We start from the raw sequence: 21,225 nt of genomic DNA, 5'->3' as shown, positions 1-21,225 counted from the left end.
GTCAGCGGTTGGCCAGGGCGTGCTGCAACCAGCGGAAACTCTGCTTGGGGGTGCGCGTGCGGCGGTCGTCCGTGAAGTCGACGTGCACGAGGCCGGTCGGCTGCGTGTAACCGGCATCCCATTCGAAGGCGTCGAGCAGTGACCAGAAGGTGACGCCGGCGAGGTCGATAGCTTCGGCCGAGGCTCCGGGCACGGTCGCGTCGAGGGCCGTGACGAGGTGTTCGGCGAGGTAGTCGATGCGGGCGGGGTCGTGCACCTGGTGGCGGGCATCCGCTTGATCGAAGAAGGCACCGCCGGCCAGTGAGAGGTAGACGGGAGGCAGGTCGGCATATCGACCGGCCAGTTCGGCGAGCGCTACGGCCACATATTCCGGTGCATTGACGGCGCCGGTCGACGTGGTGGGGTGTTCGCGAAACGGTTCGAAGTGGAACGGCCACGACGGGGTGGGAATGGGCTGGCCCTCGGGGGTTGTGCGCACCGTCGGGCCGGCGCTTACGCGGGCGGGTTCGGTGTAGCTCAGGCCGTAGAAATCAAGCGGCTGGTGAATCGTGCGGAGGTCGGCGGGGTCGGTCTCGAGCATGCTGCGCAGCTCGACGGCGAACGGTTCGAGCGGGTCAGGGAAGCGACCGAGCAGCACCGGGTCGGCGAAGAGGCGGTTCACCATCAGGTCGTAGAGCGCAGCATAGGAACGGTCCTGGTCCCGATCAGTTGCGGACTGCACGGGGGTGTGCGAATTGACCAAGCCGATGCGCCCGCGCACGTCGGCGGCGCGCAGCGCCTGCACCGCGAGTCCGTGCCCGAGCAGCTGATGGTGCGCGCTCGGTAACGCGTCAAACAGCAGCGCTCGACCGGGCGCGTGGGTGCCGAGGGCGTAGCCATTCGCGGTGACCGTGGCTGGCTCGTTCAGGGTGATCCAGGCGTCGAGGCGGTCGCCGAACGCCTCCCCCACCGCGTGGGCGTAGTCGGCGAAGCGACCGGCGGTGTCGCGGTTCAGCCAGCCGCCGCGCAGGGCCGCCGGGGTGTCCCAGTGCGAGAGCGTGGCGGTTGAACGGATGCCGTCGGCCAGCAACGCGTCGAGCAGACGATCGTAGAACGCGAGTCCGTTGCGGTGCAGCGCCCCGCGACCGTCCGGCTGCAGCCGGGTCCAGCCGAAGGAGAACCGGTAGGAATCGACGCCGAGGTCGCGCAACAGGGCGGTATCGTCGGCATAGTTCTTCACGTGGTCGGCGGAGACGGAGGCGTTGGAGCCGTCGCGGATGCGCCCGGACTGTTGGCTGAAGGCATCCCAGACGCTGTCGCCGCGGCCACCGTCACGGGCGGCACCCTCAACCTGAAAGGCGGAGGTGGCCACGGCCACCTCGAACCCGGTCGGCAGGCGATCGCCGAGCTCACCGGCGCGGTGCTCCCAGTCGCGGGCGGCGACGGCGCGGGAGGAGGGTGAGCTGGGCGTGGGATTCATCAGGGTGCGGCTTTCCTCGGCGGTCTCGGGCTGGGCATCCGCTTCGCGTTAAGGGTGTCACGTTTCGGGCGGGCGGAGGCGCCTGGAAGAATTCCCGGGGTTTGTTCCGTCATTTCGGGCGTGGACGGTTGACTTTCGCGCTGTCTGCCCCTCAAATTGGGGCAGGGGGTGAGCGGTGTTTGAGTCGGCTCGAATCGAGGGATCGGGCGCTTTGACGCGCCCGCGACACTCGCGCAGCCTGGCATGGGTCGCGGCCCTGCTGCTCGGCTGTGCCCTGGCCCTCGCGGCGCCGGTGCTGCCGACCGCCCAGGCCGAAGAAGCTCCGGTTCCGGCCGCGGCGCAGTCGACGTCGGCGGCGACCGAGGACCCAGTACCGAACGCGACCCTCACGCCCGGGACGAGTCCGCAGATCGAAACCCCAGGCGACGCCCAATTCATCGGCAGCAATCGCACGACAGTGTCCGGGTCGAAGGCGGCCAACCAGGAGATCCAGCTGCTCTCGCCGCGCGGTGGGGACCCGCTGTGCATCGTCGGCGATTCGTCGACTTCGTGGAGCTGCGACAACGTTTATCTGCAGAACGGCCCCACGATCACGCTGCGCGTCGTCGTGACCGGTGCTCCGGGGCTGAGTGATGAGATCGCCGTGGCCGTGCTCGGCGCTCCGACAGTGCTCGGCGGCCTGACCGGGCCGGAATCCAACGGCTGGGTGCGCGGAACCGGGCACCCCCAGGCCATCGTGACCGCAACGCTGCCCAACGATGACACCTGCACCAGTACTGTCGACAGTTCCGGCGCCTGGGCCTGCCTGTTCTCCGGTCTGAGCGATGGCAGCCGGGGCGTCACGGCGAGCCAGACCTCGTCGTTCAGTAAACCGTCATCGTCGAACGCGAGCGCGCCGGTCACGATCGTGTTCGACGTCACCGCACCGGATGCCCCGGTCCTCACGGCTCCCGGTGTCGGTGCGCAGGTTCCGATCGCCGGCACCCAGTACACCGGAACCGGCGAAACGGGTGCAACGGTCACGGTCTTCGCCGGCGCGTACTCGGTCTGCTCCGCTGTGGTGACCGGAGGAAGTTGGAGCTGCTCGGCCGGCGGCGTGGCCGCCGGGTCGTACTCGGTCGTCACCGTGCAGAAAGATGTCGCCGGCAACGTCGGCGCGGGCAGCACTCCCCGGTCGGTCAGCTACATCGCCGAAACGACGCCGACGCCTGCTGAGTCCGACGCGACAACGCCACCGGTCACGCCGACCCCGAGCCCAGCGGCCTCGCCATCACCGGATAGCTCGGTGGCTGTGCCCGGCCCGACGGCCCCGCCGTCGCCGTCGTCGACGCCGGGGCCGCAGGCCGACTCTCCCGATCCGGAGGCTGCGGAGCCAGGCGAGGTTGGGGCATCCGCTTTTCCCGGCCAGTGGAATGACCCGACCCGGTTTGCGGCGGCCATCGGCCCGACCGGCACCGGATCGCCGTTTCCCTGGCTGCAGGCCGGCTTGCTCGCTGTCGGTGCCCTGCTGCTGATCGCGGTGCCTCTGCGCCTGCTCGCCGGCACTATCTCGCGCACCCGCGGTGGGCGACCGCTGCGGGGAATTCCGTCCCTGGCAGGACGGAATCGTATTCGCGAAGAATTCGACGTTGCCCCGACGGTGCGCCTCAACCGCTGGTTGCGCGGTGGCGCCGCGCTGCTGGCCGCGGCGACGTTCGTCATGCTCTCCGGGCCGGTCGTGGATCAGCCGGCCTACCTGCGCCTGCTCGTGGCCGTGGTCATCGGGCTGGTTCTGGTAAACGCGGTGGCCATTCTGGTTCCGCTGTGGTGGTGTTCGCGCGTGCTGCGGCTGCACGGAACGGTCACCTTTCTGCCGCGCTATCTGCTGCTGATCGCGGCCGCCGCGATCGCGTCCCGGGTGTTCGACGTGCATCCCGCCCTGTTGTTCGGTCTGCTCGGCAGCGTCACGATGACCGCCACAGCGGATGCCGGTGGCCAGGCCGGCGCGCAGCTCCAGCCCCAGCAGCCCCGGTCCCAACAACCCACGACTGCGCAGCGCGGCCAACTCGCCGCCGTGCGGGTGGGCGCTCTCACTTCGCTCGCCGTGCTCGCCTGGTCGCTGGGATCGCTGCTGCCCGGCGCGAGCACTTTCGCCACGTCACTCGCTGCGGAAACGGGCAACACCATCGTGCTGGCCGCAATCGGCTCAGCGGTGTTGATTCTGGTGCCCGTCGGCCATACCAGTGGGCGACGTATTCTGGCCTGGTCGCCGCTCGTGTGGACCGGCCTGACCGTCGTCGGCTATGGAATTCTGTTTGCGGCGCTCGCCCCCATGGTCGAACAATGGCAGAGCGAGGGAACCGGGATGGCTCTCTGGATCGCCGCTGCAACCTTCGCCGCGCTCTGTGCCAGCGCGTGGGCGTGGCAGCGGTTCGTGGCACCGAGCCAACGCTAGGGCGCCGCAGGCTGTAACGTACACATGTGCGCCTAGGAGTTCTCGACGTCGGTTCGAATACCGTCCATCTGTTGGTCGTCGACGCGCACGAAGGCGCTCCGCCCGTGCCGATGGCCGCCGACAAGAGCGTGCTGCGTCTCATGCGCTACATCACACCCGACGGTGCCATCAACGATGAGGGTGTCGCTGCAGTCCTCTCCGCCGTGCAGCACGCAGCGGATGTCGCCCAGCGGCACAATATCGATGAACTGCTGCCGTTCGCCACGTCGGCACTGCGCGATGCGACCAACGGCCCGGAGTTGCTGGACCGGGTCGAACGCGAGACCGGTGTCGCCCTGCAGGTATTGTCGGGCGAAGACGAGGCCCGGCTGACTTTTCTGGCGGTGCGACGCTGGTATGGCTGGTCGGCCGGCAATATTCTGCTGTTCGACATCGGCGGCGGGTCGCTGGAAATCGCGGCCGGCGGCAGTGAATTTCCCGATGTCGCCGTGTCGCTCCCGCTCGGCGCTGGGCGCAGTACGATCGGGTTTCTGCACCACGATCCGCCGCTGCCGGAGGAGGTGTCTGCGCTTCGGGGGCACGCGGCATCCGTTCTGCGCGATGCGGTGGGTGCGTTCGCGCAGTTGCCGGCGCCGCAGCACATCGTCGGGTCGTCGAAGGCGATTCGTTCACTGGCGCGCCTGGCCGGAACGACGTCCGACGGCGTCGGAGCCGCGGATCGACTGCGGCTGGGCCGCACCGAACTCGACGACTGGGTGCCCCGTCTCGCACGCATTCCAGCCGAAGCCCGCCCAGCCCTGCCCGGCATCACCGCCGACCGCACCTTTCAGATCGTCGCCGGAGGGATTGTGCTCGGCGCGGCGATGGCGGCGTTCGGAGCGACGGAACTCGAGGTATCGCCGTGGGCGCTGCGCGAGGGTGTCATTTTGCGCTATCTCGACCGACTGCGCTGATCGGTACTAGCATTTCACCGACTTTGGGAGAACTCTGATGCGAAAACTAACCGCCGGCCTGTTCATGTCCCTCGACGGCGTGGTGGAGTCGCCGAATCTCTGGCAATTCGACAGTTTCGACGAGGAGCTGGGCAGAGAAATGACCGCCATGATCAACCGCGTCGACGCGGTGCTGCTCGGTCGAGTCGGCTACCAACAGTGGGCAGACTATTGGCCGAACGCCGAGAATGACGACCCGTTCGGGGCCTTCATCAATCCGGTGCCGAAGTTTGTCGCCTCGCGCACCCTGACCGGGGACCTGACCTGGCAGAATTCCACGCTGATCACCGGCGATCTCAACGAATTCGTAACCGACCTGAAGAACACCGAGGGCGGCGAAATCTCGCTGGTCGGCGGCATTTCGCTGGTGCGTCATCTATTCTTCGCTGGCCTGCTGGATTCCCTCACCGTGATGACGCACCCCGTCATCGCGGGCGAAGGTCGGCATCTGTTCGAACCAACCGATCCCCTGACCCGGCTGACGTTGCAGAAGTCCTTGATGACGAGCAAGGGCAATGCTCTGCTGACCTACGGCCTGCGTGCCGAGTGACGCACGGGACACCACGATGACTTCGCACCCCACACCGATCGACCCACCCAGGCTTTTTCGCAGTCCAGCCTTCGCGCAGGGCATGATCGCTTTGGCGGGACCGACACTGTACGTTGGCGGTCAGAACGGTATCGACAGCACGGGCGCGCTGCTCGACGGGCTGGGAGCGCAGACCGAACAGGCGCTGCGCAACGTGCTTGCCGTGCTGGCCGAGGCTGGGACCGGCCCCGAATACGTGGTCAAACTGACGGTTTATCTCGCCACGGGCATCGACCCCCGTGAAGCCTACGCCGCCACCGCAGCGGTCTGGGGAGATCGCCGCACCGCCGTCACGGTGCTCGCCGTCACCCCGGCGCGAGCAGGCGCGCTGGTCGAGATCGACGCGGTGGCCTCGATCCCCGGTCGCTAAAAGTTTTGGTCTCGCGGCTACTGGCCCTCCACCCCCGAGGAGCGGGCCGAGTTCGAGGTGTTCTGCGCACGTCGAAATTGCCGAGTGCCTCGGCAAGTTCACCCCGTGCGACACCCTCGACCCCGTCGACACTGCACCGAGACTCACCACGGCGGCGCTGCCGTGATCAGAGTGCTGCGAGTTGAGTCTTCCAATAGGTCTTGCACTCAGCCGCCGCCTCGGGCGAGACAAGTTGACTGTGCTGCACCGCAACGCGACACTTGCCGGACGCCGTTTCGTTGACGGTGACATTGACCCGGGAGTCATCCTCTAATTGGCAACGCCAATAACGCCACTTGGCGGTCGCGGAAGTGGTGGGCTCATCCGTCACGTCAAGCCCGTTGAACGACGTACGCCCGGCGACCAGGGCTATCCAAGCGGTTATCGCCGCATCCATCGAGCCCGATACCGACTTGCTGGCACTGGCTGCGAACGTGCCGTCCCCTTGCTGTCCAGGGATGCGGCGCCCGATGTGCTGTTCGTATGCGATCGTGATGCCCTGCGCCCACCACCCGTGGTTCTTCAGATCCAGATGCGCGATCGCATCCTGCACGAGCGGCACGATGTCGGGATGAGCCAGTTCCCTGCCGCCGAACCCGTCAATCAAGGCAACCCACTCGGGCCACCCGCGTTGCGTCACTTTCACGTACGGGCCGACGCCTTGTGGTTTCGTCATGGGCCGAATCTACCCGATGACGCTCACCTCGTCCTGCGCCCGAAACAACAGCACCGCGAAGAGCAGGAAGACCCCGGAACCCAGCCAGCCGCTGATGGCTCCGAATTCTGGCGCAAAAAAGAGTGCGCTCACTCCCAGCACAATCAGCACGCCGGCCAGAACCGCGAAAATGCGCATGCCGTAGAGGGAGATGAAGACGAGATAGTGCGCTCCAACGACGATAAGCGCCGCGGGAAAGAAGAGAACAGGCTCATAACTGCCGAGCACGATGGCCGGGAGCAGTCCGAGCGGCACAGTAAGCGCGCACTGCAAAGCCAGCGCTGCTGACGGATGCCCCTTCGGTAACGCGGTCGGGCCGCCCAACAGCTTCATGAGCAGGGTGCTCAGCGGGAAGATCAACATGCCACCGAAGAACAGCGCAGCCATGCCGGCAGCCACCGACCCCCACGTGAAGACCACACTGGCCGCGGCCCAAACTATGGCTGAAACCAACGGCCCTGGAAATCCGGCGCGGTAGATGCGACGTACGTCGGCCTGAGCTTGTGCAACTTCCATGTCATCCCCAAAGTTCGCGGCGAAGTGAAACCCGCAGAAACGGGCAAACACGACAATGCCCCCACGTCGATCTTGGCGCACTGATCGCGACAGTACTAATCGCGCTGAACGAATCGTGCTGATTTCGACGTAGGCTCCGTCGTAACCGTGTCGAACGAGATATTGGAGGCTCAGCCCATGCCGCGAATCCTTCGGTTTGACCACGTCGGCGTCACCGTTCAGAACCTCGACCTGGCGACAGAGTTCTTCGTCGGACTCGGCCTCGAGATCGCGGGCAGAACGTTCGTGGAGGGTGACTTCATCGATACGGTGATCGCAATCCCGCATTCCCGCACAGAGATCGTCATGTTGCGCACACCCGACGGTGATACAGGTGTAGAACTGTCCAGTTTTGTGCGGCCCGACCCTGAGCGCGGATCGCCTGCGGCAATGGCGAACGAGCTCGGGTTGCGCAGCCTGTCCTTCGAAGTCGACGACCTCCAGGCGCAGGTTGATCGGCTGGCCTCGGAGGGGTACGGGCTGGTCGGCGGCATCGGCCAGTATGAGGGAGTCTGGCGTATGGCCTACGTGCGCGGCCCGGAAGGAATTATCGTCGCTTTGGCCGAGCGAATCGGCTGAGGTCGCCACCGCGCCAAAAGTGTGGAAGCGAAAGATTCAGTAGCCCTGGGCGCCGGGTCCTCGAGGGCCTCCCGTTCGACCAGAGGCTCACCTTTGAAGACCAATAGGCTGATGAAATGCCAGAACCGATAGAAGACTTATGGCCGCCGTTTGGACTTACGATCACCTGTGGCCCGGTGACCCTGACCCCTGTTCGCGACTCCGACCTACCAGACCTTGTCGCGCTCGCCCAGTCCGGAATTCATGCGCCGACCGAGATGCCGTTCGGTTTTCCGTGGACCCTGGGCTCGACTGACGAGGTGCGGCTGCGGCTCATGCAGTATCACTGGGCGCAGCGAGCGGGGATGAAGCCAGCGTCCTGGACGCTGGAGACCACGGTCCGGTTCAACGGCGAAGTTGTCGGATGCCAGAGTATCTCCACCAGGGACTATCCGGTCACTCGAACGGGCGAGACGGGTTCGTGGCTGGGCCGAAGACATCACGGCCGTGGAATCGGAACGCTGATGCGTCAAACCATTGCAGCCTTCATGTTCGATCACCTCGAGGCCGCCGAGGTCACCTCGGCGGTCTTTACCGACAATCCCGCGTCGTTCGCGGTATCGCGCAAGGTTGGCTACCGCGATAACGGCGTCGACCGCCTCAAACGGCGCGACGCTGAAGTCGCGGTGAGTCAGAAACTAGTTCTGACCGCTGAAACACTGAGTCGACCCAGACATCCGCTCGCCGTCGACGGGGCCAGCCATCTGCGGGCTTTCCTGGGGCTGACTCCCTAGACCCGGGCACCTGAGCCGGCTCGGCCCCAACGTCAGGATCCCGCACCGTCACACAGCCCCGACCACCCAAACGACTCTCACACCCCAGGATTGGAGTGCCGATGTTCACCGGCCTCAGTGCTTTCCCACATACCCCTCTCCGCGATGACGCCTTCGACGAGGCGGCTTACACCCGTCTGCTCGAACGCTTGACCGTTGCAGGAGTCGACTCGATCACCGCGCTCGGATCGACAGGCTCGTATATGTATTTCGATCGAGAGGAGCGGCGTCGCGTCGCTCAGGTCGCTGTTCGGCATGCCGGCCTGGTTCCGGTCATCGTAGGGATCGGCGCTCTGCGAACCTCTCAGGTGCAGAAGTTAGCGGAAGACGCGCAGGAGGCCGGCGCGAGGGCGGTCCTCCTCGCCCCGGTCACCTATCAAGCACTCGGGGACGACGAAGTTTTCGACCTGTTCAAAGATGTCACCGCCGACCTATCCGTGCCACTTGTGGTTTACGACAATCCCGGCACGACACACGTCACGTTCACCGATGACCTCTACGCGCGGATTGCGACCTTGCCGCAGGTGGCATCAATCAAAATTCCCGGCGTCCCAGCCGATCCTGACGACGCGGCCGCGCGCGTGCGGACGATCCGTGACCAGATCCCCGGCACCGTAACGGTTGGCGTCTCGGGCGACAGCTTCGCAGCGACCGGACTCAACGCCGGTTGTGACGCGTGGTACTCCGTTATCGGCGGCACCCTTCCCGTCCCCGCTCTGACAATCACCCGTGCCGCACTCGCCGGTGACCACGCGGCGGCTTCGGCTGAATCCGCCAGGCTGCAACCGCTGTGGGCGCTATTTGCGGCCCACGGCAGTTATCGCGTCACCGCGGCGATCGCAGAGCATCTCGGGCTCGTCGCAGCCAACTGTCTGCCCCGCCCGGTGCAGGGACTCGGGCCGGTCGCGCGGGCACGCGTCGCGCAGCTCGTTGACGAGCTGCGGCTCGATGACTGACACATGTCTCTCGGAGACGACACCTGGCCGCGAGCGCGAGGCGCGCCGCATCGTATGTGAGGGTGAACGCGCCGGCGGGATCGAGGTCGCGCAGGGTCACTGCTGCCGTGAGGTGCACCTGCGCCTGCGCTAGGTGACGTTCGCCAAGGTCACGATTGGCAGCGACCCGCGTACGGCGGCCTTGGTTGACAAGCAAGTCAACCTCGGCTCTACCGCGGTCCCCACGGTTGATCATGGGTTTTCCTCCCGAAGTTCAAGGCTCACAATCGGACGCTCGGTCAGGGTGCGCAAGAACGGGTCCGTGCTGGCAGCCTCCCACGCGGCCGCACTCACGATTCGCACGTTCACTTCGCGCCCCAGACTGCGCCCCAGACTGGTGCCGGCGAGGCGTGCCGCCTCGTTGACAGCACCACGGGGCGGGTTGCCGACGAGGAGTACATCGATGTCTGCCGGAGCGTCCCCCAGCTCCCCCGCACGGCGGGCGGCCCGTACGTCAGGGCAAGCAGTTCCGCGAGGGGCCAAAAGGCCGGCGTATCAGCGCGCACTCGCACCTCGACGGACTGACCGCGCTTCTCCGTGCGGGCAAGCCCCATCTACGCGAACTAGCGGGACTAGCGTCCGGTAATGTCCCACACGCGTAAGGGCCACTGACACCGTTTTCAACGCAAGACTCGAAGTCGAATGGAGTTGCATAACTAGTAGGCAAGTGATGCACTTGATTGCATGGACAGAGCCTACTTCGACGAGCCAGACTCCGCGTTCGCTCGCGAGGCGCTCGGCATGATCGACGGCGATCGCCGCCGTCTGGCAGCTCGGTTCACTGCTGAGACGTGGTGGGCCGCTCCGGCACAGGCTCTCGCGGTTGCCGCAGTAGTCGCCTCGCCGGCGGCGGGCGTGGCTGGCCCGATGAGCGTCGTAACCGCGCTTGCCACCATCGCCCTCGTCGGCATCGATCACGCCTTTCGCAAGCGGACCGGGATCTCGACCAACCGCCCGGCCGGTCCGGTGAGCCTGGCAGTGCTGATCGCACTGTGCGCCCTGATAGTCGCAGCCTTCGTCACCTCCCTCGCCCTCGCAATGATCGGCGAACGCTCCTGGATCATCGCTTCCACGTCCGCCGGGTTCATACTCATGCTCGTCGGCGTCGCGATCTACGACAAGGCATACGCTCGGGACCTGAGACGTGCCCGCTGACCCACGCTTCGATGAGGCGATCCATGCACGCACACGGCTGCGGCTCTGTGCGCTCCTCCGTCCGCTGGACGCCGCCAGTTTCAGCACCCTCGTCGATACGCTCGATGTGAGCGAAGCGAACCTCTCCAAAACGATTCGCAACCTGATCGAACTCGGCTACGTGCACACCTCGAAGCAGACATCGCCTGAACGAGCGGACTCACGTCGCACCACCACCGTTTCGCTTACATGTCGAGGGCGCACGGCATTTGACGGGCACATTACAGCGCTGCGGGAGCTCGCTAGACCGGAAGCGCTCTAATGTGTTCGCAATCCGGACCCCGTACGGGCGGAGTCGATTCCCACGCTAGTCGCCGGCGTTCTTCGTCATCGGCAGATTCCGTGGCGGATCCGACAAGTGGACGAACCTGATCAATCTCTGGTTGAGACTGAATCAGGGCACAGCATCGTGCGTTGGAGGGAATGATCTTCAGGGGCAGCTGGAACGTCCGCTCGCTCGCCGACAAAGTTCAGGTGGGGAGGGCTTGCCTATCGGTGCTCGAGGGCGAGCGTGGCACCAAATCCGATGAGCACGGTTCCTGCAAACCGGTCAATAATGCGAAGCGCTCGGGCATGGGCCAGCCATCGGCGCGCGGCATTCGCGCCGATGATGATGATGGCGAACCAGACCAGGCTCATGAGCGCGTGAACGGCGGATAGCAGCAGGCCCATAGCGAGTGGGGAGGCGCCTTCTGGAATGAACTGAGGGATGGTGGCGATATAGAACACGCCGATCTTGGGGTTGAGCAGGTTCGTCCACGTGCCGGTAAGGAATGATCGCCAAAGGGAGGCCGATTCGGTTAGAGCATCGGCGTGACCATTGCCCGTGCGGCGGAAGCTCTTGACGATCATGCTGACGCCGAGGTACCCCATATAGAGCGCGCCGCCGATGGTCACCACTTGGTACGCGAGGTGAGAGGCCGCGAGCAGCGCGGCGGCCCCCAGCGCTGCGGCCGCGCCCCAAATGAGCGCGCCGGTCGCGATTCCGAAGGCTGTCGCGACGGCTTGACGTCGGCCCCGCACGAGCGCAGAGCGAAGCACCAGAGTCGTGTCCAGTCCGGGAATGACCGTGAGGATCGCGGCTACTGCCGCAAATCCGAGTATCGCTTGCGAGATCGTCACCGCATCATGTTACGTGCAAACCCCGTGGCCATTGACTACGCGAGCGCATTAGACGGCGCCCGCCAGCCCTTGGGACTCACAGTTTTGGTGGGAGGAGCATAAGCATGAAGTTTCAGAAGAGAACGCCGATTGGGAGCATGTCCTTGTGGAGGTAACCCGTGAACTTTCGCCCGTACCTGGGGTTTCTGATTGTGGTTTTGGGTTTTTTCATGGGTTCCATCGCCATTCGGCGCATACTCGACGACGGGAACATTGCTGCAGACGTGATGTGGGTAGTCGGCGGCTTGGCGTCGTGTCTGGGCTTTCTCGTTTTTCCACCGCCTAACGTTCGACCCAATGAAAAGAGGGCGACTGGCGAGCACCGTGTTGCTGTGGTGGTTGGATGCGCATTCGGAGTTGTTGCCGCCTTGATCGGAGCCGACTGCGTACTCAGAGATCCGTCGTATGTCCCTGGGTGGGCGCTTATAGGGATGGGAACCGTCATCGCGCTCGTCATGTTCTTCGCGAGCGAAGGAATTTCATTTCGCCACAAGAAATTGGGCGAGGATAGGTGAGTGTCGCTTCCTACAGAGCGGGGACCGCAATTAGCATCCGATCGGGCGGTGCAGGCCTCTCCCCACCTGGACGCCCTGCGGGCGCCAAACGCCTGGTCCCCGGGCCGGACGTCGGCCAAGAGAGGTACTTGCAAGGGGACGCCGAATCGGACGGTGAATCGGCAGTTCGAATTGGCCATTATCTAGCGGCGCGCCGATCCTGAGAAGCTCCCGCAAGGGGAACCCTCTGCGGGACGGTGACTGCAGTCGTGGACTTTAGGTGAGTCAGGCGGCTGTCTGCGCATGCGCCCATCGCTGAGTAAAGGAGCGAAGCTGAGAGCCGCCTGCTCGCAGCGTCTGCAAAAATGGCGAGTAGGACCTCTTCCTGCCCGTTGACAAGAACCTGGGTAACCCGCAGAGCGGAAGCTGTGCGAGTTAAAGCCATTCCAAATGCTAGGCCACGTCGGCGGTCAACGCCGCCGGGTAGTTGTCGTCACCGGAGCCGACGGAAGAGGGACCAAGATAGAGTACGTCGGCGGAAGATCAACTGCGGCCGGGTTTACCTCGTGGCTCGGAGTGTTCATGGCGCCGTGTCCACAACGGTCGTCTCGATCGCGGTCAGCGACATCTCTTCGTTGACTCCCCATCCGAAGAGAGTTGTGCCGCTCATGGCCCGTTCACCAATGACGAGTCCGGTGTCGGGATCGATGATGATTTCTTGGCGTTCCCCGGCTCTGAGCATCTCGTTCCGGCCGATCGCGATTCCTGTCACGCCGTCGAGATTCGCGACGTTGTCGGTGGCCGTAACTCCGGAAATACGAGATAGCGCGTCGAGGAGAGCTGCGCGTTGTGGCGCCGGAACTAGGCCGGACCGGAGGATGTCTGTGATGCGCACGAAGTTGTCCTCGTCCCGGGAGGCCGACCCACCGTTGTACTGAGCGTCGATCCACTCATACGCTGCTGCGCCGTCGAGGGGAATGTCCGCATAGTCGACGTTCACCCACGAATGCCCTGGGTCATAGAATCGGCCGTCGACCGCTCGGGTTGTCTCGATCGACTCGCCGGTGAGCACGCCAGGCATGTTGCCCCAATCGCGGTAGAGCGTCCATTCCGCCTCGGGATCGGCGGGCATGTAGACGTCCATGATCTGATCGTTCGGCTCGCATCCGGTCGCATCGCAGACCCCCCAGCGAGCGTGCGTGTGCGAACGAAGGTACTGATCGGAGCCAGCCACAAGATCTGCATATTGGATGGTCTGGGTGGCCGCGGTACGCAGCACGTCACTCGCGTAGGCCGACTGCGCGCTCAAGGTGACGTTGCCCACCACAAGGACGCCCGTCATCGCGGCGGCCACTCCGGCAGCAGCCCCGGTCAGCCGCGGCATCCAGCGCCGCTTCTTTCGATGCTGCGCCGTCGCGTAAGTCGCGTCGTCCGCGATGCGGCCGAGAAGCGCTGCCCGCCCCGCAGCCAACGCCGTCGGGCTCGGTTCGCGCGAGTCGTCACGCATGTTGCGGAGCAGTGTCAGTTCGTCCATAGTCCGTCTCCTGTTCGAGGGTTTCGATGCCTGCGGCACGGCGCAGTTGGCGCCGTGCCCGATTCAGTCGTGAGCGCACTGTTCCGACCGGTACTTCCATCGCTGTGGCGATCGAGGCGTAGTCGAGGTTGCCCCAGGCGTATAGCAGCAGGGTGTCGCGATCGATCTCCGGCAGTCGCCGCAGCGCCTTCGCCAACCGCTGGGTGAGGCGGTGAGCGTCAATACGTGCGCCGGCCAGGTCGATGAGGTCGGGGACGATCTGCGCCGTGAGGTCCGCTATCATCCCTTTCCACGCCGTCGCCTCCAAGCGGACATGCTTCCGCATCAGTCGCGTGGCAATACCCAGCAACCACGGGCGCGCATCGACCACCGTCAAGTCGTAGGCCGACCTCCGTTCGAATGCCACCAGGAACGTCTCCGACATCACATCGTCCGCAGCGTGGTCGCCCAGCCGCTGTGCGGCATACCGGAAAACTGATGACGCGTGACGGTCGTACAACGTCGCGAACACGGCCGGCTCACGCGCCGACCGCTCTATTACGTCGTTATCAGGGCTCATATTCGTATTGCTCGATTCAATCGATTGGGTTCACACCAATCTTGCTGCGCGCGAGCGTCCACGCGCGGAGGCGTTCTCCCGCGGGCTCGTCCAAGCATCGATGAACTCGATACTGCCCCTTGGAGGTGCTGCACCACTGGGCTCATGGGCGCGCACAACCGCAAGCCCAATTGCATCCGCAAAGCGGGGACAATGGTACGCCGGCCGATTGGACGTGCCTGCGGATCTTCCAGAGTGTCCCACGGGTTTTGAGAAACTCAGGTTCCAAGACAGTTCTTTTCCTTCGGCGATGCGATCTGATAGCACCGCTCAACGCCGACGCTCGGTGCCCGCAAGCCGAACCTGCTACGGGACGCGGCCGAGTTCGGTCTGACTCCGGAGTGCCTAGTCTGGGCAGACCGGCGAATCGTACGAGGCGTCTCACCATGTCGCGATAACAATGGAGACGGCGGCTGGCAGGTCGATGTCATCCGGCCGAATTGGGCTGTCCCCAGCTGCCCCAGTCGGGTTTGAAAACGTCGTGCGGCTCGGCAGCCGAGGCTGCTCTCGCGGGGACGTCATGGTGTCGCGCCAAGTGTTTCACGGAGTTGGGCACGTGCCCGCGAGTAGCGTGCTCGCGCGGCATCCGGTCGGATGCCAAGAATCTGGCTGGCGTCGGCGACCGAGAAACCTTCCCACGCGACCAGCAAAACCAGCTCGCGGTCACGATCGGTCAGGCTGCCGAGAGCTGTTCGAAGGTCGATGTCAACTTCAGGACCGGGGATAATCTCCTCGCGAACTAGGACACGTAGCCGGTCGGCCAAGGCCGTGTGGCGCCGGCGACCACGTCGCGCGGTGACGAGAATCTTGCGTGCCACGCCGAACGCGTATCGTCGTGCATCTTCGGTGCCGGCGGGCACCGCGCGCTCCTTCCGCCACAGAACAAGCAGCGTGTCTGCTACCGCGTCTGCGGCATCCTCACGATCATCTAACCGATTCAAGAAATAGCCGAGAAGGTCCGGTATCAGTTCCCGCATTACGTCCTGAAGGGGCCCGACCAGCACGACCTTGTCTACGAATACGAGCCCATCGATTCCCTCAACGGTGCTCACAGCGCCTCAGGGATGTATTTGGTGAAGAGCTCCACAATGAGGGCATCACGGTCGATTCCGTCCCAGGCCGGGTTGCCGTCATATTGAGCTGCGGCCTGCGCGACCTCAGCGTCGCCGTCGGCCATTTCAGCTACGAATCCGGCCATCAGCTTAGTAACACCACCGCCGTCCGTGGCCACCAGTGCCGGCCAGGTTGGGGTGTCCTCCAATACGGCAATGGCGGCAGTCATCCTGGTTTGATCGCCGGCGTCGTGGGCGGCGATCCATTCCCCCATCCACGTGGTGTATACGATGGTTTCAAAACTGCGCTGCACGTTTAGCTCCGGGGTCAGCGCAGGATTGGCCGCCTGTTGCGCTACGACTTGGGCGATAACCCCTTGCTGTGTCTGACCGGGCGCGAGCGGCAGCCACTGGGGATAGATCGAGGCCGCGTACTCGGGGAAATCGGATGCGCCGGTATCGATCATTTTCTCGCTCGGACTGGCGACACTATCGAGATCCGGATTCAAGACGGTTTGCGCTAGAAACTTCTGCACAATGTCGGCGGTGGCTGGTCCAGCCACAAAACCGCTGAGCACTATCGCACCCGCTGCCGTTACTGCCGTGACCCGCGTACGAAGTGCTCGACTCCGAGCGGTGGCACGCGTATCGGAAATGAGCGCAGATACCACTCCAGGTGGAAGAATCTCGTCCCGTAGCACTACTATTCGACCGTTTCGCAGTCGCCCGTCAAGTTCGTTCTCGGTGATTGCCATGAACCTCGTCCTCTCATCAGCCTTATACCTAGGACATGACCGGCCGAGGTCAAAGTGTGACACTCACCCATGAAATCGGCGAATACAACTTCGCGTCTCGAAAGGGGGACGCCCACCGGCCGCGTTGAAGCGTGATCCCTCAAGTCGATTCGCTGTGCGAGTTGCCCGTACGGGGAACGTCTTGCGAGACGGTCCGTCAGACTTCCACTTAGACGGCGTAGGCCGCCATTCAGAGAATCAGCTTCGGTCGTCCATCTGGCGTCTGGCCGAAGCGAGCAAAGAGTATGAGCACCAAGGCTGTGCCCGACAACACCCCGTCTAACAGGCCAGCGGGAAGCAGGAAAACCATCAGCGCCAGCGTCACAACGCAATTGATCAAGGAAAGCGCAAGGCCCCACAATCTGTTCCTCAGAAGCCCGACCGCGCCCAGCACGCGCAGAGCCGCGAAAATCCCGCTCATAGCCATCATGAGATAGAGGTTTTCTTGCAGATAGAGAAGGGCGAAAACATCGGCATTTTCGACGATGGTCGTTTGCGGAATTCTGAGAGCCAAGAGGACAAGGACGCCAATGAAGACGAGCCCCTCCATAAGGACGCCTTGAACTAGGAGCAGCCCGGCCGCCCAGCGATATTGCAGCCGCTGAGTAGTGTCCATTCCGCAACCATATCGGCCACACGACGGTTCCAATGCCGAACCCCTACGGGGCGCTCGTTCGTCTTGATCCTCGCCAAGCGCAAATGGATTCGGCGGTCGGTCCAGTTGACCGAACTCAGCACGGCTTGTATCAACACGATTAGATGGAACGATGAATGCAAATTATCGGTTCTCATCTGACCTTGCTGAGATCGACCGCGACCAGGTGCACCGCTGGATCAGCGAGCTGTCCTATTGGGCGCCCGAGCGATCACGCTCACGGCAGGACGCAGCACCACGCCCGGGCCCAGGACTCCACGGCACCCCGCGCCAGCGTCGCCAGGGACATTGTTGGCGATCGAGGGTTTCGCAACACCACTGCGAATGCCTCGAGGTGATCGCAACCCGCAATCTAGGAAAAAGATGAGCCCCTTAGGGACATCTCCGCAGCGCCAGCTGTGCCCCATTCGCGCAAGGCGCCAAGCGCTGCACCTGTGCTCTTCTCGGCTGGCGCGTTTGTCGCAACGAAGAGTGAAATAGCGGCGGTCGCTCCGACGAGCTCAAAGAGGACGCTGCTGACCTCCGTTCGAAGTTGCGAAGTAGCCGGCACCCTATCCATGGGTAAAAGATTAGCTCACACGGCGAAACGGGGTCAGCGCTACCACTCGAGGGCAACGCAAGTGTCAATGCAGTTGTTTCTCTCCTGTCTCAGAATGACTTCAAACGAAACAACAAAACCATCCCACTGGCTTTGTTGGGTGGCCGAACAGGACCGCAAGGGGGGATCCCGACTGCGACGATTGTTGACTCACTTTGAGCCGAGCGGGATGGTTTCGCCATGGATGGATTACCGATTGGATACGCACGCGTGTCCACCGAAGAACAAGATCTCACCGCCCCACACAATGCCCTGGAACGTCTGGGCGTTAGATCATCACTGATCTACACCGATCATGGTCTGACCGGAACGAACCGGGCCCGACCGGGACTTCGCGAAGCGCTGGCCGCCTGCCGTGCTGGCGACACCCTGGTCGTGGCGAAACTCGACAGACTCGCACGGTCGCTCCGGGACGCGAAAGACATCATCGACGAGCTCACGGCCAAAGACGTCAAGCTCAGTATCGGCGGAGCGGTACACGATCCGAACGACCCGGTCGGGCGTCTCCTCTTCAATATTCTGGCGATGGTCGCCGAGTTCGAATCGGATCTGATTCGCGCGAGAACGCGGGAAGGAATGCAGGCGGCTAAAGCGAAGGGGCATCTTCGCGGTAAGCAGCCCAAGCTGTCGGTGCCGCAGCAGAAGCACTTGGTCGAAGTCCACAACGCCGGCCTTCATTCCAGCGCGGAACTGGCGGAGCTTTTCAACGTCGCGCGGTCGACCGTCTACCGAACTATCCAACGTCAATTCGATTCGAACCGCTGAGGGACCATTAATTTGGATCCCGTTGCCGGACCAGCTGGTCCGGCAACGGGAACCCTTAACGGGACGCTCGATCTTGTAGACCTCTATGGAGTGCGTCTGCGCGCCCGTCATCTGCAGAAAGATTGGTCGCGCGACGAATCCGCGAAATAGCGCGTCGCCGTCTCGCTATCCATAGCAATCGTCGTTCTGCGAACGGACCGATTGCTAACTCCGGCCGAAAATGGAGTCAGCGACCAAAGCCATCGTCGCCCGCTATCTTGAGTGGATGACGCGTTCACCGAAGGCACCAGGTATTGCGCGCCCCTTATGGCATTGGACGGTTCCGGCCGCAATAGTCGTCGCTGCTTCCCTCTGGATAACCTCGGCACTTCAGCCGGCGACGCTCCAGTGTCCAGCGGTCTTTCCCCCGCCGGAGGGCTGCACAGACGGGGTAGGAATGAACTTCACCCTCGTGATGAGCGTCATTCTCTTCGGGTTATTCACGGCACTGCTGCTGGTCGGTGTCGTCGTGAGGGAACGCCACCGGAATAGATTTCTTCGGATCGTTATGGTGGCCATCGTCATTGCCACTCTCGTTGGGCCGCTGTGGACGCTAAGTTCCTTTGGTTTTTTCCATGCGCGGCAGTGAGGGTTCACACGGCTACCATGTCGCAGCTTAGGCCGAGCAGGGCAGCTGACACGGCAGAACGGCGTTGGTTTTGATCGAGGAAAGACAGACTCCGAACGGACATCCGTATCGGGACCCCCAGCGGGACGGGAAGGCCTCGGTCTCTCGTTCCTTCGGCGGAGAGGGATCCCCCAGAAGGAGGAGAGGCATCTCCCAGAGTGAGGAAAGCCTCGCCCCTGTGCGTCGAAGCGCTGCTGCGGCATCTACTGTCATAGCATGACGAAGATTCGTGCACACTTGGTCCGTTTCCGTGAGCCAGCGCTCGGGGCGTTGTTCTTCACTGCGTGGTTTGTGCAGTCGTCAAACCGCATTGTCGACTACGTCCCGTCGCGAACGGACACGTTCCTGACGAATCCGTACGCGGTGTTTATTGCGGCGGGCTTCGGACTGGCCATCGCGCTCTGCCGGGTTCGACCCGGCACCGCTCTGTCATTGACTGGGGGCCTGCTGGTCTTGCAACTCCTGTTTTGGCCGGCGCGCTTCAGCCAGGTCAGCTGGGTTGCCTATCTTGCCCTTGTTTTCCTTGTTGTTGGCATCAGCGCCTTTAGCCGGGTCAACACGCGCCGTGTACTGCTGGGCTTGTCCATCGTCTGCAGCGTTGCCGTGAGCGCATTACTGAACGTTCCGTTCCTGTCAATGTCCGGGGTGTGGGGAACCATCAACGGAAAGGAAGCGGCCAACATCGAAGTCGTTCAAGGATTCCTCATCTGGTCGGTGGTGGGCCTTCTGCTGACGCTGGGCGCCTGGCATATCGGATCGCGACTTCGAGTACCAGCCATGCGTCCCGAACAAGAATCATCCAGCGAACTTCCCACGGGCGCGGCCGCGGCCGACACAGAGATCTACGCCCCTGATCCCAATCGCCCGCACCCAGATGCCGCTAGTTGGGATTCAATCGCCGCCCTGTCGTCGCGCGAACGGGAAATATTCCTTTTGGCTGCCCGAGGGCTGAGCAACAGCGACATCGCCCACAGCGCTCACATCGGCGAGTCAACGGTCAAAACTCACCTCAGCAGTATTCTCACCAAACTCGGATTCACATCCCGGGCACAAATCGTCGCTCACGCCTACCAAAGCAGGCTACTGCGCTGATCACGGGGCATCGACATCCCGATTTCTGTCCCACGGCCGCCCCGGTCTGCAGTGGAGTGCAATGTTCGGGACAGACGGGACGTCCGCAAGGGGAACCCTTTGCGCAAAACGTTCCGGTGGATCCTCTAGCGGGGATCCGGCTGCATGGCGAGGATGACTTCGACTTCGCGGTGGACGCGGTCGTGGTTGAAGGACCGGAAGCCAAGGCCATCCGTGATACTTCTGCCAAGCCTGGCGAACAAGGCGATCGAAGCGTGCAGGGCCTTGGCAGAGTCCACGACGTCGAAATGTGCCCAGCACTGTTCAAGCGCTAGCTGCACGTCGGCGTCCATCCATTGCCGCATGCGGGACCCCAGGAAGCGCACGTCGTAGTCAAGTCCGTGGCGCACGCAATGATCCCACTCGATAAAGGTCAGCAGTGACGCTTTCAGGTCTCTGTCTCGAATCTTGCAGGACCACAGCTCGTCTCGGACGATTGCCTTCGCGCACATCAGCGCGGCCGCGTACCCCCAGTTCAGTCGCTCCTGAAATGCCGCCTCGTCGGGCAATGAAGACCTCACCGCAGCCACGTGCAGTGAGCCGGAAAGACCGTCTTTGTCCACGAGGAAGGTGAAAGGCCGCTCATGGCGGATCATCGGCAGCACGGCAGCCCTGATGACAGTCAAGTCCAGCTTGCCCCCGACATAGTAAACCAAGCGGGCCGGGTGCCAACCGGGGGTTGCCAAGCGTTCGACAACGAGCACCTCCCCAAGTTGATCCCACCAGGAATCGTCTGCAAGGAGCGGTGCCGGGTCCGTGGCGTAGATCTCGATATCGCGATCCGACAGGGGGTGCGTCTCGTGCGCGGCTGCGGATCCAGTCATCACCATCGCGCGCACGTTCTCGCTTATCTGCGCCCAGGCGGTCAGCGTGTCGATTGCGTTGTCGTACTCCACACCTCCAGCTTTCCACAGAGTCCGCACCCAGCAGCACCGGCCGGCCACAAGGGGAACCCTTTGCGGGACGCGTACGGCTCTACGTTTCGGACTCCCTTTTGGTGCAAACCCAGAAACGATGCCGCAGTGGAGAGGTGCTTTGGGCTC

The 21,225-nt window shown here is 63.5% G+C and carries 23 protein-coding genes; 13 read left to right on the top strand and 10 right to left on the bottom strand.

The genetic code is table 11. The features are described from left to right. Position 1: 1 nt before the first annotated feature. Complete coding sequence (locus tag E3O25_RS12430) at positions 2-1,459, bottom strand: glycoside hydrolase family 1 protein (RefSeq protein WP_092108223.1); 1,458 nt, start codon at positions 1,457-1,459, stop codon at positions 2-4. A gap of 211 nt (positions 1,460-1,670) precedes the next feature. Between E3O25_RS12430 and E3O25_RS12425 the strand changes: the two genes are divergently transcribed. Genes E3O25_RS12425 through E3O25_RS12410 form a run of 4 tightly spaced genes read left to right on the top strand, consistent with a single transcriptional unit; the run spans position 1,671 to position 5,844 of the window. Next, positions 1,671-3,893, top strand: a complete 2,223-nt coding sequence (locus E3O25_RS12425; protein ID WP_134361293.1) for a hypothetical protein — start codon at positions 1,671-1,673, stop codon at positions 3,891-3,893. Between the two features lie 26 nt (positions 3,894-3,919). After that, a complete protein-coding gene (locus tag E3O25_RS12420; RefSeq protein WP_092108219.1) occupies positions 3,920-4,846 on the top strand; it encodes a Ppx/GppA phosphatase family protein in 927 nt (308 codons plus the stop codon). A 37-nt stretch (positions 4,847-4,883) separates the two neighbouring features. Beyond that, a complete protein-coding gene (locus E3O25_RS12415) occupies positions 4,884-5,435 on the top strand; it encodes a dihydrofolate reductase family protein (RefSeq protein WP_092108217.1) in 552 nt (183 codons plus the stop codon). A 16-nt stretch (positions 5,436-5,451) separates the two neighbouring features. Next, positions 5,452-5,844 carry a RidA family protein gene (locus tag E3O25_RS12410; RefSeq protein WP_092108615.1) on the top strand — a complete coding sequence of 131 codons (393 nt, stop codon included), beginning with the start codon at positions 5,452-5,454 and terminating at the stop codon, positions 5,842-5,844. A 166-nt stretch (positions 5,845-6,010) separates the two neighbouring features. Here the strand turns inward: E3O25_RS12410 and E3O25_RS12405 are convergent, their stop codons facing one another. Together E3O25_RS12405 and E3O25_RS12400 are read right to left on the bottom strand one after the other, a co-directional pair. Next, entirely contained in the window at positions 6,011-6,559 is a 549-nt protein-coding gene (locus tag E3O25_RS12405; RefSeq protein ID WP_092108215.1) for a hypothetical protein, read from the bottom strand. Positions 6,560-6,568: 9 nt separating this feature from the next. Next, positions 6,569-7,114 carry a hypothetical protein gene (locus E3O25_RS12400; protein WP_134361292.1) on the bottom strand — a complete coding sequence of 182 codons (546 nt, stop codon included), beginning with the start codon at positions 7,112-7,114 and terminating at the stop codon, positions 6,569-6,571. 177 nt (positions 7,115-7,291) lie between these two features. Between E3O25_RS12400 and E3O25_RS12395 the strand changes: the two genes are divergently transcribed. The 5 genes from E3O25_RS12395 to E3O25_RS12375 all read left to right on the top strand — a co-directional run bounded on the left by E3O25_RS12395 (position 7,292) and on the right by E3O25_RS12375 (position 10,995). Continuing rightward, entirely contained in the window at positions 7,292-7,732 is a 441-nt protein-coding gene (locus E3O25_RS12395) for a VOC family protein (RefSeq protein ID WP_092108211.1), read from the top strand. Between the two features lie 116 nt (positions 7,733-7,848). Beyond that, on the top strand, positions 7,849-8,505 hold the full coding sequence (locus E3O25_RS12390; protein WP_134361291.1) for a GNAT family N-acetyltransferase: 657 nt from the start codon (positions 7,849-7,851) through the stop codon (positions 8,503-8,505). A 101-nt stretch (positions 8,506-8,606) separates the two neighbouring features. Beyond that, a complete protein-coding gene (locus E3O25_RS12385; RefSeq protein WP_092108207.1) occupies positions 8,607-9,500 on the top strand; it encodes a dihydrodipicolinate synthase family protein in 894 nt (297 codons plus the stop codon). Between the two features lie 723 nt (positions 9,501-10,223). Next, positions 10,224-10,694 carry a hypothetical protein gene (locus tag E3O25_RS12380; protein WP_092108205.1) on the top strand — a complete coding sequence of 157 codons (471 nt, stop codon included), beginning with the start codon at positions 10,224-10,226 and terminating at the stop codon, positions 10,692-10,694. Next, positions 10,684-10,995 (top strand): transcriptional regulator, encoded by a 312-nt coding sequence (locus tag E3O25_RS12375; RefSeq protein ID WP_092108203.1) that lies wholly within the window; start codon positions 10,684-10,686, stop codon positions 10,993-10,995. Before E3O25_RS12380 ends, E3O25_RS12375 begins: the two co-directional genes overlap by 11 nt. Positions 10,996-11,222: 227 nt before the next feature. Here the strand turns inward: E3O25_RS12375 and E3O25_RS12370 are convergent, their stop codons facing one another. After that, positions 11,223-11,855 (bottom strand): LysE family translocator, encoded by a 633-nt coding sequence (locus E3O25_RS12370; protein WP_134361290.1) that lies wholly within the window; start codon positions 11,853-11,855, stop codon positions 11,223-11,225. A 158-nt stretch (positions 11,856-12,013) separates the two neighbouring features. On the opposite strand from E3O25_RS12370, the gene E3O25_RS12365 reads away from it, so the two are divergent. Then, entirely contained in the window at positions 12,014-12,409 is a 396-nt protein-coding gene (locus E3O25_RS12365) for a hypothetical protein (protein WP_134361289.1), read from the top strand. A 559-nt stretch (positions 12,410-12,968) separates the two neighbouring features. On the opposite strand, the gene E3O25_RS12360 is transcribed toward E3O25_RS12365, so the two are convergent. The 5 genes from E3O25_RS12360 to E3O25_RS12340 all read right to left on the bottom strand — a co-directional run bounded on the left by E3O25_RS12360 (position 12,969) and on the right by E3O25_RS12340 (position 16,982). After that, positions 12,969-13,922 (bottom strand): hypothetical protein, encoded by a 954-nt coding sequence (locus E3O25_RS12360; protein ID WP_134361288.1) that lies wholly within the window; start codon positions 13,920-13,922, stop codon positions 12,969-12,971. Beyond that, on the bottom strand, positions 13,888-14,481 hold the full coding sequence (locus E3O25_RS12355; protein WP_092112965.1) for an RNA polymerase sigma factor: 594 nt from the start codon (positions 14,479-14,481) through the stop codon (positions 13,888-13,890). The genes E3O25_RS12360 and E3O25_RS12355 overlap by 35 nt, the downstream gene beginning before the upstream one ends. A gap of 557 nt (positions 14,482-15,038) precedes the next feature. Further along, entirely contained in the window at positions 15,039-15,572 is a 534-nt protein-coding gene (locus E3O25_RS12350; RefSeq protein WP_092112962.1) for an RNA polymerase sigma factor, read from the bottom strand. Further along, positions 15,569-16,327, bottom strand: a complete 759-nt coding sequence (locus E3O25_RS12345; protein ID WP_134361287.1) for a hypothetical protein — start codon at positions 16,325-16,327, stop codon at positions 15,569-15,571. The genes E3O25_RS12350 and E3O25_RS12345 overlap by 4 nt, the downstream gene beginning before the upstream one ends. Before the next feature lie 229 nt (positions 16,328-16,556). Beyond that, positions 16,557-16,982 carry a hypothetical protein gene (locus E3O25_RS12340; RefSeq protein WP_241984094.1) on the bottom strand — a complete coding sequence of 142 codons (426 nt, stop codon included), beginning with the start codon at positions 16,980-16,982 and terminating at the stop codon, positions 16,557-16,559. Between the two features lie 817 nt (positions 16,983-17,799). Between E3O25_RS12340 and E3O25_RS12335 the strand changes: the two genes are divergently transcribed. The 3 genes from E3O25_RS12335 (at position 17,800) to E3O25_RS17535 (ending at position 20,143) form a co-directional block, all read left to right on the top strand. Continuing rightward, positions 17,800-18,384 (top strand): recombinase family protein, encoded by a 585-nt coding sequence (locus E3O25_RS12335; protein ID WP_134361286.1) that lies wholly within the window; start codon positions 17,800-17,802, stop codon positions 18,382-18,384. A 436-nt stretch (positions 18,385-18,820) separates the two neighbouring features. Beyond that, positions 18,821-19,012: a hypothetical protein gene (locus E3O25_RS12330; RefSeq protein WP_092112954.1), complete on the top strand. Its 192-nt coding sequence runs from the start codon at positions 18,821-18,823 to the stop codon at positions 19,010-19,012. A 255-nt stretch (positions 19,013-19,267) separates the two neighbouring features. Beyond that, the gene (locus E3O25_RS17535) at positions 19,268-20,143 is read left to right on the top strand and encodes a helix-turn-helix transcriptional regulator (protein WP_241988586.1); all 876 of its coding nucleotides are present in this window, start codon (positions 19,268-19,270) and stop codon (positions 20,141-20,143) included. Positions 20,144-20,268: 125 nt separating this feature from the next. Here E3O25_RS17535 and E3O25_RS12320 read toward each other — a convergent pair whose 3' ends face one another. After that, the gene (locus E3O25_RS12320) at positions 20,269-21,078 is read right to left on the bottom strand and encodes an aminoglycoside 6-adenylyltransferase (RefSeq protein ID WP_092112951.1); all 810 of its coding nucleotides are present in this window, start codon (positions 21,076-21,078) and stop codon (positions 20,269-20,271) included. Positions 21,079-21,225: the final 147 nt, after the last annotated feature.

This window comes from Cryobacterium sp. TMT1-3, assembly GCF_004402315.1.
GTDB classification, from domain to species: domain Bacteria; phylum Actinomycetota; class Actinomycetes; order Actinomycetales; family Microbacteriaceae; genus Cryobacterium; species Cryobacterium luteum.
This window is presented reverse-complemented; position numbering and strand designations above follow the sequence as displayed.